Genomic DNA, 16,785 nt, shown 5'->3' on the forward strand with positions numbered 1-16,785 from the left:
AAAACACGGTTTTGCAAAGTTCTCAACCTAATCAGTTATTTTACCTTAATTCAAGTCCCGTTGCAACGACGTTTTCAAATGAACAGGAGATTTCCCGACGACCTTAACCTGCATTTCTCACAAAAATGTGGCCTGAATGCACACAATACCCTGATACGCCATAAATTACATTGATTTTGAGACTGAAATAACTATATCAAGACGTAGTGGGCTGCGAAATTGGTGAGAAAGCAGGTTAGATTGTTCATCTACAAATTTTATATTACTGATCGAAAATCCACCACATTCTTTGGCTATGGAGCGGCAACGCCTCCCTTGGACCCCAATCAGGAAGTTAGAACCGACTCGATACTCCTGGAATAATTGTTACCGGATTCCCCGGATTTGTCACAAACAACAGATTTTTTGATACTTGGTATGAAACAACCAGCCAGCAGATTCATTCTCACAGCCATCGTTCTCATTTTGAGTGGGATTGCCGCCACCGCCGGTTACTGGTATTATCAGACCTCGGGGCAGAAAATAGCGGCGGGTGATGCTTCCCCGGGAGAGGTTAAGGTTGGTGAGTCGCTCAGCAAGATCCAGACAAAAGTGGCGCGCTCGCAATACTTTTTCCGCATGCTGAAGGATCCCGGTATCAACGCTATTCCTCCCAATATCCGCAACCGTGAACTCAGGTTGGCGCGTCAGCAGCCCACCCGTAGCCAGAATCCCATCCGGATTAAGCAAAAAGATGGCACTTTTGCCTCCCTGGAGTTCAACTGGCAATCAGCCGGACCGATCGATGTGGGGGGGCGAACCCGAGCGCTCGGCATCGATCAAACCAACCCAAACATCATTATTGCGGGAGGAACCTCGGGCGGCATCTGGAAATCCGTCGACGGGGGGAGCACGTGGGACCTGAAAACCGATCCCAGCCAGCACATGAGCGTGACCTCCGTGGCTCAGGATACGACTGAACCGGATACCTGGTATTACACGTCGGGTGAGCTCCGGGGAAATACGGCCGGCGACCGCAGCGGATTAGCCGGGTACTTCGGGACCGGGGTCTTTAAATCGACCGACAATGGCGATACCTGGAGCAAAATCCCCTCTACCGACGACAACGACACCGCCTTCAACAGCCCGTATGATTTTATCACGCGCGTGGTGGTAAGTCCCACCACAGGATCCGTATTTATTGCCAGCAACGGCATCGGCATCTACCGCTCGACCGATTCGCAGCCGTTTCCGAGCGCCCAGCAGTCCCTGCCCCCTCCCCTCCTCGGCACGGCCGGTGGCCACCAGTATGTGGATATTGCGGCGGGACCGGACGGTCGGCTTGTAGCTGCACTCTCCGAGGAACAAGCGGGAGGGTCGCCTGTACAGGGAGCAAATCCAGGCCTGTTTGTCTCCTACAACGACGGCGATGACTGGATAGAGATTACGCCTGATATTGAGAATTTTCCCGATACCTACCAGCGCAGCGTCATCGATATTGCCCCCTCTGCCCCCGACACGGTTTACGTTATGACCTATGTCGGCGGTTCGGGCGAAGATGAAGATGTACGCCTCCATCTCGTAGACCTGAACGACCTGCAAAACGGGGGCACGGTCCAGAGCGAGGACCGCACGGAACATATCCCGGATTTCGGGGGCGAAATAGGCTATATGAGCACGCAATCCAATTATAATATGGAGATCGCCGTAAAACCGGATGATCCCGATTTTGTGCTACTTGGCGGCATCAACCTGTTTCGCTCCAGAGATGGATTCAGCTCGAGTCCCCCGGGGGGATATGGTGACGATGACAAGAACGAATACTGGATCGGGGGATACGCCAAAGCCAATGACATTTCAAAATACCCGCAGCAGCATCCCGACCAGCATGTCATAAAATTTCATCCCAACAACCCCAATATTGCCTGGACGGGACATGACGGTGGCGTAAGCAAAACCATTGATATAACCGGCAGCTCTGTCAGCTGGGAAAACATGAACAACGGGTATGTCACCACCCAGTTTTACGCGGTGGACATCCCCGAAACGCCCGGTGACAAGCGCCTGATGGGCGGTACCCAGGACAACGGCACGCCTTTTTTCCGGTTCAACAGCCAGCAAAGCCAGCAGACCCAATCGGCGGTCAACATTTTTACGGGAGACGGCGGCCATGCCTACTTCACGCCAAGCTACCTTTTCGTCTCCGCCCAGAACGGGAACGTGTTGCGATGGCAGACCGACCCTAGCGGGAATCCGAGTAATTTTGCCTACGTAACGCCGATCGATGCCCGGAACCAGCTCTTTATCCATCCTTATGCAGTCGATCCCAACGACCAGGATATCATGTACTACCCCGACGGGGATTCTCTCTGGCGCAACATTCAGATCGGCGAGATCACCAACAGCAGCAATCCCGACGGTACCAGCGAGGGATGGAACATGATCACCGAACTCAGCTCTTCCGGTGCAGGAAGCGGACACCTGATCACCACGCTGGAGGTTACGCAAACCCCCTCGGATATCCTCTACTACGGGGCCTATTCGGTTACCGGGGGGCAACCGCATATATACCGGCTGGAAAATGCCAGCACTTCCTCCGACGCCCGGGATATATCGATCCCCGGGGCGGAAAACGGCTCGTACCCGCACGATATCGCAGCCAATCCCTCGAATGGCAACGAACTCCTGGCGGTATTCTCCAATTACGAAGTCCCAAGCGTATTTCATTCAGCCGACGGCGGTGATACCTGGCAAAACGTGGAGGGTAATTTGACCAGCGTCAACGAGCAGGCCGGTCCGTCGGTGCGCTCTGCCACTATTATTGAAGGTGAAACAGGAACAATTTACATGCTGGGTACGAGTACAGGTATATACTCAACCACTGATTTGGAAGTAGAAAACATCCAATGGACTCAAGAGGGTGCGTCATCAATTGGATATACAGTCACAGAGCATCTTTCCTCCCGAAATATTGATGGTACTATTGCAGCCGGAACTCATGGACGCGGTGTTTTCAAGGGTGATTTTCAAAGTACGGTTCCTAATTATCGATATATAACATTAGACCAATATCAAGCAGCACCAGGGGAAAAGATTAATATTAACTCTACGAACCTTGATTTTAATCCCGAAGGTAATATCGTTTTGTTTAGTAATACTCCGGCCGAAATTGAAAGTATTAGTGAGAATCAGTTAACAGTTATTGTACCACGGGTCTCAAACCGAGTTATGGACTCTCAAAATGCCAACACAAATAAATTAGTCCAGGTTCAAGTAAAAGTTGGAGATCAAACCATATCAGCATTACAAGGCTTCGAGATACTTCCGCCCGAGGAGTTTGAGCTGGGACAAAACTTCCCGAATCCATTCAATCCCACAACCACGATACCGATAGACCTGCCGACCGAAGCCGGCGTCATCATCCAGATCTACGACATGTCAGGCCGTAAAGTACTGGAGCCGGTTAGACGAATATACCCGCCAGATAACTACAATTTTGAAGTGGATCTCAGCGGACTGGCGAGCGGCGTCTACATGTACCGGGTCATCGCGCTTCCACAGGGTGAGACAGATGAACGGATCATCAAAACCCGTAAAATGACGCTCATAAAATGAAACAAGATACGTAATACCTGATCCGTACGAATCTCACGTCTGACGTTTGACGTCTCACATCTCACGTTTCCATCTCTCAATAAGCACCTCAAACTCCTCCTGGATATCCTGCGTGCCGTTATCCGCATACCACTTATGCAGCTTCCGGGCCCACTCCTTGCGGGAGTAGCTGTCCATCCATTTGTCATAGACCAGGCGCTGAGCCTCTTCCGGGCGCGGTCCCCAGCTGCCCAGTTCTGATAACGTCTCGGGTTCAAGTGCAATGAGTTTGGGAATGGAGCGCGCGCCGTCGGTTTCGTAGTGATCCATAATCGCCTCATACTGGTGGCGCAGCAACAGTCCGAGTTCAATATTCGGTGATTCATTGGCTATTTTAGCAATTACCGGCAGACTCTGCGCCGCATCTCCGCACCAACCTTCGGTGAGCACCAGCCACGTCATTTCGGTGTCAAGATCCCGGAGCGTCTCTTTCAGGCTCTCCTGCAGCTCGGTGCGTTTGTCCAGGCGGTTCATGCGATGGACGTTCATCTTCGTATACTCCGCCAGCGCCTCCGACTGTCGGTCTCCCGTCACTTTTCCCTCTTCCAGGAGTTCATCGATTAGGGACCTGTATGATTGATAGGTTAATGCGTTTTCAACAATTTCAGGGGTGAATAGTTGCTCTGCTACTTCAGCCATGTGTAGATTAAATGTTCAACTTTGTATTTGTGAATAGGTTTTCTGACGATCTCCACGCCAATCTTCTTACCGGATGTAATTCTGGTTCGCTTTAAAAAAGAAGCACGTGAAGACGATGCTTCAGGATAATTCCGGCACACAAAAACAGGACAAACGCCAGGGAGGTTCCATATTTTATCCGCATCACTTTTTCATAGTCATCGGCGTGCAGTGAAAGGGTATTCAGCAAACGGTTGATCGCCCCGCCGGTGACCATCCCCAGGAGAAGAAACGTTATCCCGATCCACGGGCTCGCCGTTCCAAGGGCTACGGAGAGTAGCAGAACACCTGATCCAAATGCGTACCGGAAAAAAGTAAATACCGCCTCCCTGCCAAATACGATTGCAAATGTTTGGTCGCCGCGGACCCGGTCTTCTGCGGTCTGGTAGATTTGGGAAGTGGGATACAGGCTCAGTATAACCAGCGCAACGCCAATCGATGCCGGCACTACCACAAGGGAGATCGGACCGCCGGGATTTGCCGCCAGGTACCCCATCAAAAACGAGTTTGTTCCCGTGCTCACTCCAATCGCCACCAGGCTCCGCACCGGGGTCCCTTTCCAGCGGGCCAGCGGAGTGGAATAGAGCCAGAAAAACAGCATGCTTACGGCATAAACCACGGCAAACGGCACACTGACCATTGTGGCAAAATAAAATCCCGCAAACTGAACCAGCAGGGAAACGATCCACATCCAGCGCTGCATGGGGGGTGGATGTTTGAGTCCCCCGATTGCCCCTTCGTCCTTGTCCCACCACGAATTGTAGGCCGTGGCTCCACCGAACAGCAGCAGATGCACATTTAAAAACTGCGTTCCAAAAGTGGTCCAGTCCATTGTTTGTTGAAAAAAACCGCCCATCAGGTATCCTCCCGAGAGAATAAACACCTGGTAATGCCACCGGAGATGGAGCAAAAAATGCCACAGCTGTCCAAAGATCGGAACCCTTGCCTTATTCATTATCACCACCGATTCCTGGTTAATTGATAGAAGGCTTCACAATATCATACATTTGACCTCCCAAACCAACCTCCAACCTTCAACATTTAACCTTTAACATTCAACCTTCAACATTTCCCCTCCACACAACAAGATGATATCCCTGGTAAAAAATGATATCTTGGGCGTTATGCGAATTTCATTTATCGACCATATCGCCGAAGCACCCCACATACGGGAAATAATCCCTGAACAGCAGTGGCACACCCGGATCAAGGAACATGAGCGGTGCATTGCCGCCTTAATTGACGACTACCTGGAGCGCCGGCAACAGCATGAAAAAGATCCGGTGATGGACTTCCTGTTTGAATACTACGCCTTCCGTCCCTCCCATCTCAAGCGCTGGTCACCGGGCTTCGGCCGCCTGCTGGAAGGTTCCGATTTTGATGCCCTGGAGATCAGCGAATTGGCCATTACCGGCAGCGGAGCTTTTCTTGATCCCGAATTATTTCCCGAGAACCGGAAGAGCGCGGTGCGGTGGATTTTGACTGTCCTCCGGAATTCGGCCGGCAAGAAGCCCTCCTTCGGTTGCTTCGGCATGCATGAGTGGGCGATGGTCTACAAGGCGGACCAGGTCCGGCACGAACAGATTCCCCTCCGGATGTCCGGGGATGAGCTGGCCGAATTTGTGGAGTCCCGCCCGCTGGCCTGCACCCATTTTGATGCCTTCCGTTTTTTTACGGATGAAGCCCGACCGCTGAATAAACATGAACTCAACCGTGACAACTTCCAGGAGATGGAACAGCCCGGCTGCATCCACAGCAACATGGACCTGTACAAATGGGCGTTCAAGATGTACCCCTGGATCGGCAGTGACCTCGTTCGGGAGGCGTTTGAGCTGGCAGTGGAGGCGCGGTTTGTCGACATGAAAGCCAGTCCCTACGACCTGCGAAAACGTGGACTGCAGCCGATCAAAATTGAGACCAGCGAAGGGCGCGCGAAGTATGTTGAAAAACAGCAAGAGATTTTCGAAAAAGGCCGGCCGGTGCGCGATAAGCTGATCCGGGAATACCGGCAACTGGCAGATTACTTTGACTGCTGATCGGGTGGAGGTCCTTGCGGGGAATCAGGTCAAAACAGTCATAAAGTTGGAAAGTGTTAAGTATTAATTTACAGCCTAGGAGTCTGTCGGACTTAGCCTAATCTACTGCGAACAATCCGAATTTGGCCAGATTTCGAGCTCTTTTTCGTTAAATAGCCCCACTACTCGCCTCAAAAGACCTCAAAATCTGACTCAAATTGGCTGATTCTCGTTACAATTCCCTAAGTCCGACAGACTCCTGGAATCCGCTTTATTAAACGGGAAACGAGATTTTCCCAAAATTGACGCGGCGCGGGGTTCCCTGCTTCGGGTCGATCAAGAATCCTTCTCCGGCGAGCATCTCGTTGGCCAGTACCGCAAAGCTGGCCGCCTCCTTGGCATCGGGATTGTAGCCGATTGCTTCAAAGCTTTCCACCGGTATATCCTCCAATAATCCATTGAGCCACCGCATCATCGTCTTGTTGTGCATGCCCCCGCCGCTCACATACACCGCGGGGGGCATATCTGCGTCCAGCCCGTCGGCGACCGAACGCAGTGCATCCGCAATCGTTTCCGCCGTGAGCCATGTCAGGGTAGCCACCAAGTCTGTGGCAGCAATTCCCGTTTTGCCGACTTTTTTCTTGTTCTTCTCAACCCATTTCAAATTAAACAACTCCGGTCCCGTGGTTTTCGGGAACGGTTCATGAAAATAGGGATCCTGCTTCATCTGCCTCAACAGTTCAGGTTGTACGGTTCCCGAAGCAGCGATCGCTCCATCCCGGTCGAACTCCCGGCCAAATTCCGACTGCACGACCGCGTTGATCAGCGTGTTACCCGGGCCCGTATCGGTAGTGACATACCGGGCATCGGACGCTTGCGAGGGAAGAAAAGAGAAATTGGCGATTCCTCCTATATTCAGCAAAAATCGATTTTCCGTGGGGTGAGAAAACAGCAATTTATCGACCAGCGAAGCCATCGGGGCTCCCTCGCCGCCGGCGGCCGTGTGTTTTTGGCGAAAATCGCTGATGGTGATGATGCCCGTGTTCCTGGCAATGTGATCGCCATCGCCAATCTGAAGGGTGGCATTGGGCATCCCTTTTTTCCGGTGTTTCACAAACGGGGCATGGTAAATTGTCTGGCCGTGACTGGCAACCGCATCAATATCGGTCGGTTCCATCTCCCACCCGGCCAGCGTTTCCAGGACCAGGTCGGCGTGGTAGTTTGCCAGCCAGGTGTGGGCCAGGCACACCTCTTGCAGCGATGCCTCTTCCACCGAAACGACCTCTCTCAACCGGCTGATAATATCCTGTGGATAGGGAAATGTTTTGATTTTTTTGACTTCAAGAAGCGTCTCGCGGCCCGCTCCCGTAATGTTGCACAGGACCATATCAAGTCCGTCAAGCGAGGTCCCCGACATCAGTCCCAATATGTTTCGTTCCGGTTTTGATGCAATCTCCGAAAGCTGCTGTATGGAGTAGTTCATAAATTTTATTGCGTATTTAACGGTTCCCGCCGTATGTTTGAGCGAAAGATGAGCAGCAATTACCCAACACGCAACAGTGATTATGGCAGAATTTGACGAATCGGATTACCAGGCGTATGAACAGGACCTGGAACTGCTGACCGAAACCCTTCGAAAATGCTTTAATGCCGGCCGGGCGCGCTACAACGTCGTGGGGCATCAAAACGCTCTTTTTGTAGAGATCGAGGGCCTCGACGAGCTGACACCGGAAGAAATCTCCGAGGTGGCCGAACCGGTGCTGGAAGAGCTGGACATGGATTTTGATGAAATCTCGCTGCTGCCGTTAAAAAATTAACCTTCGAACGCAGGTAACACAGATTCTACCGATCACCTCGGGATTTTTTGTAATCAAGATCATGCACCAGTGTAACCTGCACATTTCATCCCATTTTTGTTCTATCGTATCGTATTCCTGCAAAATTTTGTTCGTGTTTTCTCGGCAGCTCAAGGGTTTGTATTTTAAAGGGGGCTTTGCAAAACCGCTGTTTTTCGATACCCTCATAGAATCAAACCCAACATCAGGTCATTTATTTGGTTATGGAACAGGATGCTCCCAATTACGAACTGCGATGTGTAGCGGGCAATCACCTCAACACTGAGCAGGAGACGACCACCTATTGCACGGAATGCGGAAGCGTGCTTCGCGTTTACTACGATGAGAATCCCGGTCGCATCCAGTACCCGCTGGAGCATCCAAAGCCGGAGCCACTCAAGACAAAACCCACCGCCCTAAAAAAACTCGACCGCCTCTCTGAAACCTATGGCGCCGACCTTTGGGCCAAGCTGGAGTTTGAACACCCCACCGGCTGCTTCAAAGACCGGGGCAGCTACATTGAAGTGCAGAAGGCGATAGAACTCGGAGCCGATGCGATATGCCTGGCCTCCACCGGCAACATGGCGGCATCGGTGGCGGCCTATGCCTGTTATTTCAACATCCCCTGCTTTGTATTTGTGCCGGAGAAAACCACCGATGCCAAAATTGCCCAGGCGACTATCTATGATGCCAACATCATCCGCATTAAAGGTGATTTCAGCACCTGTGAGGCACTTTGTCGCAAATTTGCAACGTCGGGCAACTACTACCTGGCGGGAGACTACGTATTCCGCGAAGAGGGCCAGAAGTCATTCTCCTATGAACTGGTTGAACAGGAGGGCAGCGACTTTGATTTTATCTTTATCCCCGTGGGCTGCGGCACCAATTTCGGGGCGATCCACAAGGGATTTACGGAATTGAAAGCGGTCGGCAGAATCGATCGAATCCCCCGTCTAGTTGCCATCCAGCCAGAGCAGAGTTCGCCGGTGGTGGAAGGAATTTTCAAGAAAGAGAAAATTATTAAAAAACAGGTCAATACCATTGCCCAGTCGGTGGCGGCATCGGACCCGGTGGACTTTCTAAAAGTGCTGATCGGAATCGAGGAGACCGGCGGAGAAGCATTTACCGTTACAGAAGATGAGATCCTCCAGTCGCTCAAGGAGATGGCGGTTAAAGAGGGGCATTTTACGGAGCCCGCCTGCGCCCTGCCCCTGGCGGCGTTTAAAAATAATGCGGCCGCCTTTAGCGGTAAGAAATGCCTGTTTGTACTTACCGGTGCCGGACTCAAGGACACGAAGGTCGTTGCCAAGCACTCCCTCTCCTCCCCGGTTCTTTCGCCTGATCTTGAGAAGGTGAGCAATTACATACACTCCGGCTACATCGAGATGCAGAAGCAGTCGTGGGGCCGCTCGCGCGATACGTTCGTGGCCAATCTCAAAATGGATGCCGACCACCAGCGACTCTATAACGAGTATATCGAGAATATAAACAAGAAGGGGAAGTCGCTCAGCAACAACGAAATCGAGGTGCTCCAGTCGCTGGTCTTCAATGAAGAACTGGACCTTAACTATCCCGTGGAAGTGGTGGATTACAAAATCACCATGCACAAGCACGGGCTGGTGCACGCCACCGCCAAGCTGAACCTGCAGGGCAAAAATGTTACCACCCACGCCAACGGGGTGGGCCCGGTGGATGCCATCCTGACAGCCATCAAATCGGAGACCGACAACATATTCAACCTGGAGGTAAAGAATCATGAAGTCGAAATCCTGAGTCCCGATACCGACTCCCTGGTCGTTGTTACGCTCACCCTGGCCAATGCAAACTCCGACCAGGAATGGGTCTCCAAGGCCGCCTCACCCGATACGCTGGAAGCCGCTGTACAGGCGTTTACCAAGGGACTGGCTATTGCCATGAAGGGGGCCGAGGCGTAGGCTATACCCATCTCCCATTGTCAATATTGCTCCAGCAGCCACGCTTTCAACCGCCCGAAATCGCTGTCCATGTGGGTACTCTTCTTCTCCTTCTGCAGGCACGCTGCGAGTCGGCCCGGTAGTGGGATTTTCTCCCCGATTACGGGTTCAATGACATCTCCGAACTTGGCGGGATGGGCGGTAGAGAGGATGACAAACGGTGTATCATCCGGCTCCCCAAAATAGCCCGCGGCCTCTCTCCTATACGCTTCTGTCGCCAGGTAACCCACGGCCGTATGCGGATCCAATAAATAGCCCGTTTTCTCTTTTACGCTCCTTATCGCATCTGCGGTCTGCTCATCGGAAAAGGATGCTCCCCATATATGACGCCGAATCGCCTCGTGATCGTGGTTATACAGGTATTCGATCCTGGCAAAATTACTGGGATTGCCCACATCCATCGCGTTGGAGATCGTTCGCTTGGAGGGACGCGGGTTAAATGAACCGGTTTGCAGGTATTCCGGCACGACGTCATTCACATTGGTGGCAGCAATAAAACCGGAGGCCGGCATCCCTATTTTCCGGGCCATAAGCCCGGCAGTCAGATTTCCGAAATTACCGCTGGGCACGCAAAAAACAGGGGGATTTTGTTCCGTTTTCTCCATTTGTGCCAAGGCATACAGGTAATAGAATGACTGGGGAATCAGCCGGGCGATGTTGATGGAGTTTGCCGAACTCAGCACAAGCTGTTCATTCAACTCCTGGTCGGAAAACGCCTGTTTTACCATCTGCTGGCAATCATCAAAGGTACCGTCTATTTCCAGCGCAGTTACGTTTTGTCCGGCCGTGGTAAGCTGCTGCTCCTGCAGTCGACTCACTTTTCCGCTGGGATACAGGAGGCACACCTTCACGCCTTCAACGCCTAAAAATCCCTGGGCCACGGCACTTCCCGTATCGCCGGAGGTCGCCGCCAGGATAACGATATCCTGTTCTTTATTTTTACGGAAAGCTGAGAAAATGCGCGACATAAACCGGGCTCCAAAATCCTTGAAGGCGAGCGTGGGACCGTGAAACAGCTCCAAAATGTTGAGATTATCTTCAATGGAAACGAGCGGAGCGTCAAAATTCAGTGCTTCCTCGATAACCGAGTGCAGGGTGTCGTCGTCCAGTTCATCCACAAAAAGCCGGCTTACTTCAACACCGATCTGCTGCAAACTCTTGTCGTGAATATTGGTCAAAAAAGCCTCGTCGAGCGCAGGCCAGTGGTCCGGAACATACAGCCCGCCGTCGGGAGCCAATCCCTTCAACACCGCTTCTGAAAACGGTACCGGTTCTGAATCCCCATTTGTACTGATAAATTTCATCATCTTTTACTGCTCTTCTATGATATATGGATCTTTGCGGGCTATCTTCGAAATATAGACGTCATTTTCAAGATCGAGGCGGTCAAACTCCTGCTTCATGGCTGCAGCCACCTGCCGCGCCTTTTCAACGGACGGTGTAAGAGCAAATATTGAGGGTCCGGATCCCGAGATGCCGCTGCCGAGGGCCCCGGCACTGAGGGCAGCCTTCTTTACTTCGTCAAAACCGGGTATCAGCACCGACCGAATCGGCTCGATAATCACATCCTCAAGCGACCGAGAAATAAGATCATAGTCGCCCTTAAGCAAGCCGGCTACCAGTCCGCCGACATTGCCCCATTGTGTAACCGCCTTGCTGAGCAATACCTCGCGCCGCAATATTTTCCGGGTATCTTCCGTGCGGATTTCAATTTTGGGATGAATAACCGTGGCAAACAGCGGCACCGGGCACTCCAGCTCCACCACGTCCGGCGGGTCCTGGCTTCGGATAAAGACAAAACCTCCCAGCAACGACGGCGCCACATTGTCGAGGTGTGCGGCACCACAGGCCACGCGCTCCCCCTCGGCGGCAAATCCCAGCAGTTCCTGCAGCTCAAGCGGACTGCCAAGCAGACGGTTCACGGCGATCACAGCTCCCACCGCACTGGCCGCACTTGATCCGAGTCCACTGCCCATCGGCATCTTCTTGTGAATCTCCAGCTCAATGCCCAGGTCCATATCGAGGTGACCCAGCAATGCGCGAGCTGAAACCCCGGCAGTATTCTTTTGCGGGGAAACCGGAAGCATGCCATCGTCTCCCGTTACTTTTTTGATACTCACACCCTCTCCATCGACACGCCGGGCTACAATTTCGTCCCCCGGCTTTTCCAGGGCAAAGCCCATCACGTCAAAACCGCAATTCACGTTGGCGACGGAGGCGGGGGCAAATACTTTTACTTCCTGTTTTTCTGCATGGCTCATGTTAATATTCTGCCCAACCATTTGATCTTGTTGTAATTATCTGTTTAACAGAACACGGGCTACGCCGACTCGGCTGATAAACACTGAGAAACACTTTGAATTTACATAGATTCAGGTCCCCTGTGTGACTCGTGTTCCCTGGCATGCTTGCAACTGGTACCCGCATCTTCTAGTATTCCTTGCCGAAGGTAGGGGCATTGCTGATGCGGAGAATGTCGGCAATGATGCCACTGGCCGTCACGTTGGCCCCGGCGCCCGGTCCTTTCACCACAATGGGACTCTCCTCGTAATGCTCGGTTTTGAAAGCGATGATATTGTCACTGCCTTTCAACCCGTAAAACGGGTGCTCCGGGCCGATCTGTTCAAGTTTGACCGTGGCACTGCCGGACTCATAGCGGGCGATGTAGCAGAGCTTGTTATTTTGGGCGGCGGCCTGCTCATAAAGCTCCTGGAACTCCTGGTCATACTCTTCCAAAATATCGAAAAACTCCTCGACCGTCGGCACCTCCCGCGCAGGCTCAGGCACCAGGTTTTGGATATCGATGTTTTCAAACTCGAGCTTGAGTCCCGCCTCACGGGCCAGTATCAACAGCTTGCGTCCCACATCCTGGCCGTTGAGGTCTTCACGCGGATCGGGCTCGGTAAACCCTTTTTCACGGGCGCTGCGCACCACCTGGCTGAACGGCTCGCTGCCGTCAAAGGTGTTGAAAATGTAGCTGAGCGTGCCGGAAAAGACCCCTTCGATTTTGAGGATATCATCGCCGGTCAAAATCTGCTCCTTGAGGGTGGCCACAACCGGCAAGCCCGCCCCGACATTGGTTTCGTAGAGATAGGCCACGTTGTGTTGCAGCGCCAGTTCCTGCAGCTCCTCGTACTTGGCGAGCGAACTGGAATTCGCCTTTTTGTTGGCGGTCACAATAGAGACGCTGGATTTGAGTACATCCGAGTAGACCTCGGCAATTTCGTCACTGGCCGTACAGTCAATAAAAATACTGTTGGAAAGATTCAGGTCCCGCATCTGGCCAATAAACTGCCTGATATCCGCCGGTTCCCCCCGCTCGTTGAGCTGCTCTCTCCAGTTCTCCATCGAAATTCCCTCCTCGTCAATCAGGAACTTCTTGCTGTTGGAGACGCCCGTCAGCTTCAGGTCAATAAAATAATCGTCCAGCAGTTTTTGGGTCTGCTTTTTGATAAGCTTCAGCAGGGTGCCGCCGATCAGGCCGACGCCCACCAGGAACAGGTTGACCGTTTTAATCCGGGAGAGAAAAAACGCATCGTGCAGGGTATTCAGCGTTTTAGTCTCATTTTTTCGTTCCACCACGACCGAAATATTGCGCTCCGAAGACCCTTGGGCGATCGCCACCACGTTGATGCCGTTTCTGCCCAGCGCCTGGAACACGCGGCCTGAAATACCCGGCGTATGACGCATGTCGTCTCCAACAATAGCTACGATGGAAAGATCATTTTCCACCAGGATTTCATCGATAATGCCATCCTGCAGCTCATATTTAAACTCCTTCTCAATAGCTTCGCGTGCCGCTTCCGCCTGGCTGGGGAGAACCGCGAAGCACACGGTGTGTTCGGATGACGCCTGGGTAATCATAATAATATTGACCCCGGCTCCGGCCAGCGCGCTGAAAATACGCGATGCCACCCCGGTAACGCCGATCATGCCGCTGCCCCGGATCGTCAGAAGCGTAACATTGTCGATCGAGGAGATCCCCTTGATGCTTGACTCCCCGCTCTGGGATTCGGTGCTGATGGTCGTTCCCTCCTGCCCGGGTTTGAACGTATTTTTAATCAGGATCGGGATCGACGCCTTCATCGCAGGCTGCATGGTCGGCGGATACACCACCTTGGCCCCGAAATGGGAGAGCTCCATCGCCTCCTCGTAGGAGAGATGCGGGATCACAAAATAGCGCTTCACCTTGCGGGGATCGGCGGTCATGATCCCCTCGATATCGGTCCAGAGTTCAATCGCCTTCGCCCCCAGCGCCGCGCCGAGCAGCGAAGCGGTGTAATCCGAGCCGCCACGCCCCAGCGTAGTCGATTCGCCGGTCAGTGTAGAGGCGACAAAACCGGTCACCACCTGCAAACTTTCGCTGTCGGCATCCTCAAAAAACTCCCGGATCGCCGCGTACGTCTTATCGGTATGGACGTGGGCCGAACCATATTTTTTGTCGGTTTTGATAATCTGGCGCGCGTCCAGGTATTCGGCATTCAGCTGCTGGTCGGCAAGATACTGGCTTATGACAAAAGCGGAAAACCGCTCTCCGAAACCGAGCACAAAGTCACGGGTACGGTCGGTGAGCTCCCGCGTGAGATTCACCCCGTGCAGCACGTCGTCCAGCTCGTTGAACATCATCTTGAACTGTGCGAGCGTGCGACTCTGCTTCTGGATGCTCAGCAGCTCCTTGATCACGGCGTTGTGGCGGGATTCGATCTCATCGAGAATACCGGCATAACTTTCATCTCCGCCTGCCGCCTTCACAACCGCCTCTTCCAGCAGGTCGGTCACACCTTTAAAGGCGGAGACCACGACCGCCAGGCGATCTTCCTCCAGCTTGTCGACAATAATCTGCCGGACCTGGCGGATGGCGTCGGAATTTGCAACGGAGGAGCCCCCGAATTTCAATATGCGCATGTAATTTTAGAATCGTTTGATTATGGTTTGTCGACAGGCCCTGAAACATGCAAGGGACAGATATTTACATGCCGCCAAATGCTGCTGAAGAACACTATCGAAGGACATCTTCCAATACCAGTGAGGCATCGCTCTGTTCATCCCTGTATTTCACGATCAGGGGACAGGAAATGGAAAGTCCCTGCTTCTCGGCCCATGCTCCGGAGGCCGGGCGCGTTCCCGGAACGACGACAGCGCCTTCCGGGATCGGGGCTCCCTTCTCTCGTATCTCTTCATTCACGCAGTCATAGACCGGGATCGATTTGGAAAGGGTGACTCCGGGAGCGATGACCGCTCGCCGTTTCACGAGAATTCCTTCTACAATGACGGATCCCGCGCCCACAAAACACTCATCTTCAACAACAACCGGCGTCAACCCCACAGGCTCCAGCACTCCGCCGAGCTGCACGCCCGCCGAAAGATGCACATTCTTGCCTACCTGCGCGCAAGATCCGACCAGCGCGTGGCTGTCGATCATGGAGCCCTCATCCACATAGCCGCCTACATTAATGTAGGCCGGCGGCATGATAATAACATTTTCGGCCACGTACGCACCACGACGCACCGAAGATCCGCCCGGCACCAGCCGCACGTTGTCCCCCGCCTTGAACATCCGGGGCGGCAGGTTGTCTTTATCCACAAACCCCTCATATATGCCGGTATATTCCGTATTCTCCCCGGCCCCGAAAGCGGCCAGGATCGCCTCTTTCACTTCAACATTCGCCTTCCAGGTATCCCCTTCCGGGTTGGCGGCACGTATTTCGCCGGTTTCAAGCTTGCTTAAAATGTCATTCCAGTCGATATCACTCATTGAACTTTATTCTCCTCGTACCATTTGGTTATCGATTCATCTGCCTTGAGCAGTCGTTCGGTATCTTCCAAATCTTTATCGGTCAGCGGCGGACGCAGGGTGCTCGACTTTATCCAGCCCTTCTCCTTCAGCAGCACCTTGGAGGGGATCGGGTTGGACACTGAAAATATCGAGGCGATCGGCTCTTTCCAGTAGGTAATCAGGTCTTTCGTACACCCTTCGATGCAGAGTTCCACGTACCGGTGGGCGGCCTTCGGCCATACGTTGGCCATCACTGAAACCAGTCCCCGGCACCCGTTCAGTGAAAAATAGGGCGTCAGCCCGTCATCTCCGCTATAGAGCGGTATATCCGGGGCTGCCATGCGGTATTCCTGGAAATGGGCGATGCTGCCTCCGGCTTCTTTCAGGGCATACAAGTTGGGATGCTCGGAAAGTTCCTTCAGCGCCTCCTTTTCGAGCCACGAACCGGTCCGTGACGGCACGTTGTAAAGCATGCAGGGTTTGTCCGCGGCATCCATGAGCGCCCGGAACCACTCGATCTGCCCCCGCAGCTCGGGCTTGGCATACAGCGGGGTCACCATCAGGAATGCGTCAGGGTTAAATTCATGGCAGTATTCGATCCATTCGATCTGCTCCCGCAGGTTAAATCCGCCAACCCCCACCATAATTGGGACATCAACATTTAAGCTCGTGGCCGTATTGACCACCTGCTGCTTGTCCTCCAGTCCCAATGCGAGGCCTTCGCCGGTGCTCCCCAAAATGAGGACGCCGTTGCCCGCCTCATCCTGCTTGTGGATCAGGGTGGCCAGATCCTCCAGGTCCAGGTCGCCGTTCTCCTTCATCGGCGTCACCAGGGCGGTCCAAAGTTTTATATCGTTCAAATTCGTATCCATGCT

The 16,785-nt window shown here is 53.1% G+C and carries 12 protein-coding genes; 4 read left to right on the forward strand and 8 right to left on the reverse strand.

All coding sequences use genetic code 11. From position 1 onward, the window contains the following. The first annotated feature begins 465 nt into the window (after positions 1 to 465). Positions 466 to 3,594: a T9SS type A sorting domain-containing protein gene (locus ACG2F4_RS05435; RefSeq protein ID WP_395259196.1), complete on the forward strand. Its 3,129-nt coding sequence runs from the start codon at positions 466 to 468 to the stop codon at positions 3,592 to 3,594. A gap of 54 nt (positions 3,595 to 3,648) precedes the next feature. Here ACG2F4_RS05435 and ACG2F4_RS05440 read toward each other — a convergent pair whose 3' ends face one another. Both ACG2F4_RS05440 and ACG2F4_RS05445 read right to left on the reverse strand, forming a co-directional pair. Then, positions 3,649 to 4,272, reverse strand: a complete 624-nt coding sequence (locus ACG2F4_RS05440) for a thioredoxin family protein (RefSeq protein ID WP_395259197.1) — start codon at positions 4,270 to 4,272, stop codon at positions 3,649 to 3,651. Positions 4,273 to 4,363: 91 nt separating this feature from the next. Continuing rightward, the gene (locus tag ACG2F4_RS05445) at positions 4,364 to 5,266 is read right to left on the reverse strand and encodes a UbiA family prenyltransferase (protein ID WP_395259198.1); all 903 of its coding nucleotides are present in this window, start codon (positions 5,264 to 5,266) and stop codon (positions 4,364 to 4,366) included. Positions 5,267 to 5,435: 169 nt separating this feature from the next. Between ACG2F4_RS05445 and ACG2F4_RS05450 the strand changes: the two genes are divergently transcribed. Beyond that, positions 5,436 to 6,347: a 3-methyladenine DNA glycosylase gene (locus ACG2F4_RS05450; RefSeq protein WP_395259199.1), complete on the forward strand. Its 912-nt coding sequence runs from the start codon at positions 5,436 to 5,438 to the stop codon at positions 6,345 to 6,347. Positions 6,348 to 6,600: 253 nt separating this feature from the next. Here the strand turns inward: ACG2F4_RS05450 and ACG2F4_RS05455 are convergent, their stop codons facing one another. Then, positions 6,601 to 7,809, reverse strand: coding sequence for an anhydro-N-acetylmuramic acid kinase (locus tag ACG2F4_RS05455; RefSeq protein ID WP_395259200.1), 1,209 nt, complete (start codon positions 7,807 to 7,809; stop codon positions 6,601 to 6,603). A gap of 82 nt (positions 7,810 to 7,891) precedes the next feature. Between ACG2F4_RS05455 and ACG2F4_RS05460 the strand changes: the two genes are divergently transcribed. Together ACG2F4_RS05460 and thrC (ACG2F4_RS05465) are read left to right on the forward strand one after the other, a co-directional pair. After that, complete coding sequence (locus ACG2F4_RS05460; protein ID WP_395259201.1) at positions 7,892 to 8,143, forward strand: hypothetical protein; 252 nt, start codon at positions 7,892 to 7,894, stop codon at positions 8,141 to 8,143. Between the two features lie 242 nt (positions 8,144 to 8,385). After that, complete coding sequence (gene thrC, locus ACG2F4_RS05465) at positions 8,386 to 10,095, forward strand: threonine synthase (RefSeq protein ID WP_395259202.1); 1,710 nt, start codon at positions 8,386 to 8,388, stop codon at positions 10,093 to 10,095. 20 nt (positions 10,096 to 10,115) lie between these two features. On the opposite strand, the gene thrC (ACG2F4_RS05470) is transcribed toward thrC (ACG2F4_RS05465), so the two are convergent. The 5 genes from thrC (ACG2F4_RS05470) to dapA form a co-directional block, all read right to left on the reverse strand. Further along, positions 10,116 to 11,441 carry a threonine synthase gene (gene thrC / locus ACG2F4_RS05470; protein WP_395259203.1) on the reverse strand — a complete coding sequence of 442 codons (1,326 nt, stop codon included), beginning with the start codon at positions 11,439 to 11,441 and terminating at the stop codon, positions 10,116 to 10,118. A gap of 3 nt (positions 11,442 to 11,444) precedes the next feature. Then, complete coding sequence (locus ACG2F4_RS05475; RefSeq protein WP_395259204.1) at positions 11,445 to 12,416, reverse strand: homoserine kinase; 972 nt, start codon at positions 12,414 to 12,416, stop codon at positions 11,445 to 11,447. Positions 12,417 to 12,564: 148 nt separating this feature from the next. Beyond that, positions 12,565 to 15,039 carry a bifunctional aspartate kinase/homoserine dehydrogenase I gene (gene thrA, locus ACG2F4_RS05480; protein ID WP_395259205.1) on the reverse strand — a complete coding sequence of 825 codons (2,475 nt, stop codon included), beginning with the start codon at positions 15,037 to 15,039 and terminating at the stop codon, positions 12,565 to 12,567. Positions 15,040 to 15,133: 94 nt separating this feature from the next. Next, on the reverse strand, positions 15,134 to 15,889 hold the full coding sequence (locus ACG2F4_RS05485) for a 2,3,4,5-tetrahydropyridine-2,6-dicarboxylate N-succinyltransferase (protein WP_395259206.1): 756 nt from the start codon (positions 15,887 to 15,889) through the stop codon (positions 15,134 to 15,136). Further along, positions 15,886 to 16,782, reverse strand: a complete 897-nt coding sequence (gene dapA, locus ACG2F4_RS05490) for a 4-hydroxy-tetrahydrodipicolinate synthase (RefSeq protein WP_395259207.1) — start codon at positions 16,780 to 16,782, stop codon at positions 15,886 to 15,888. Before dapA ends, ACG2F4_RS05485 begins: the two co-directional genes overlap by 4 nt. Positions 16,783 to 16,785 lie beyond the last annotated feature (3 nt).

The sequence above is a fragment of the Halalkalibaculum sp. DA3122 genome (assembly GCF_043951865.1).
Taxonomy (GTDB): Bacteria; Bacteroidota; Rhodothermia; order Balneolales; family Balneolaceae; genus JAMQKA01.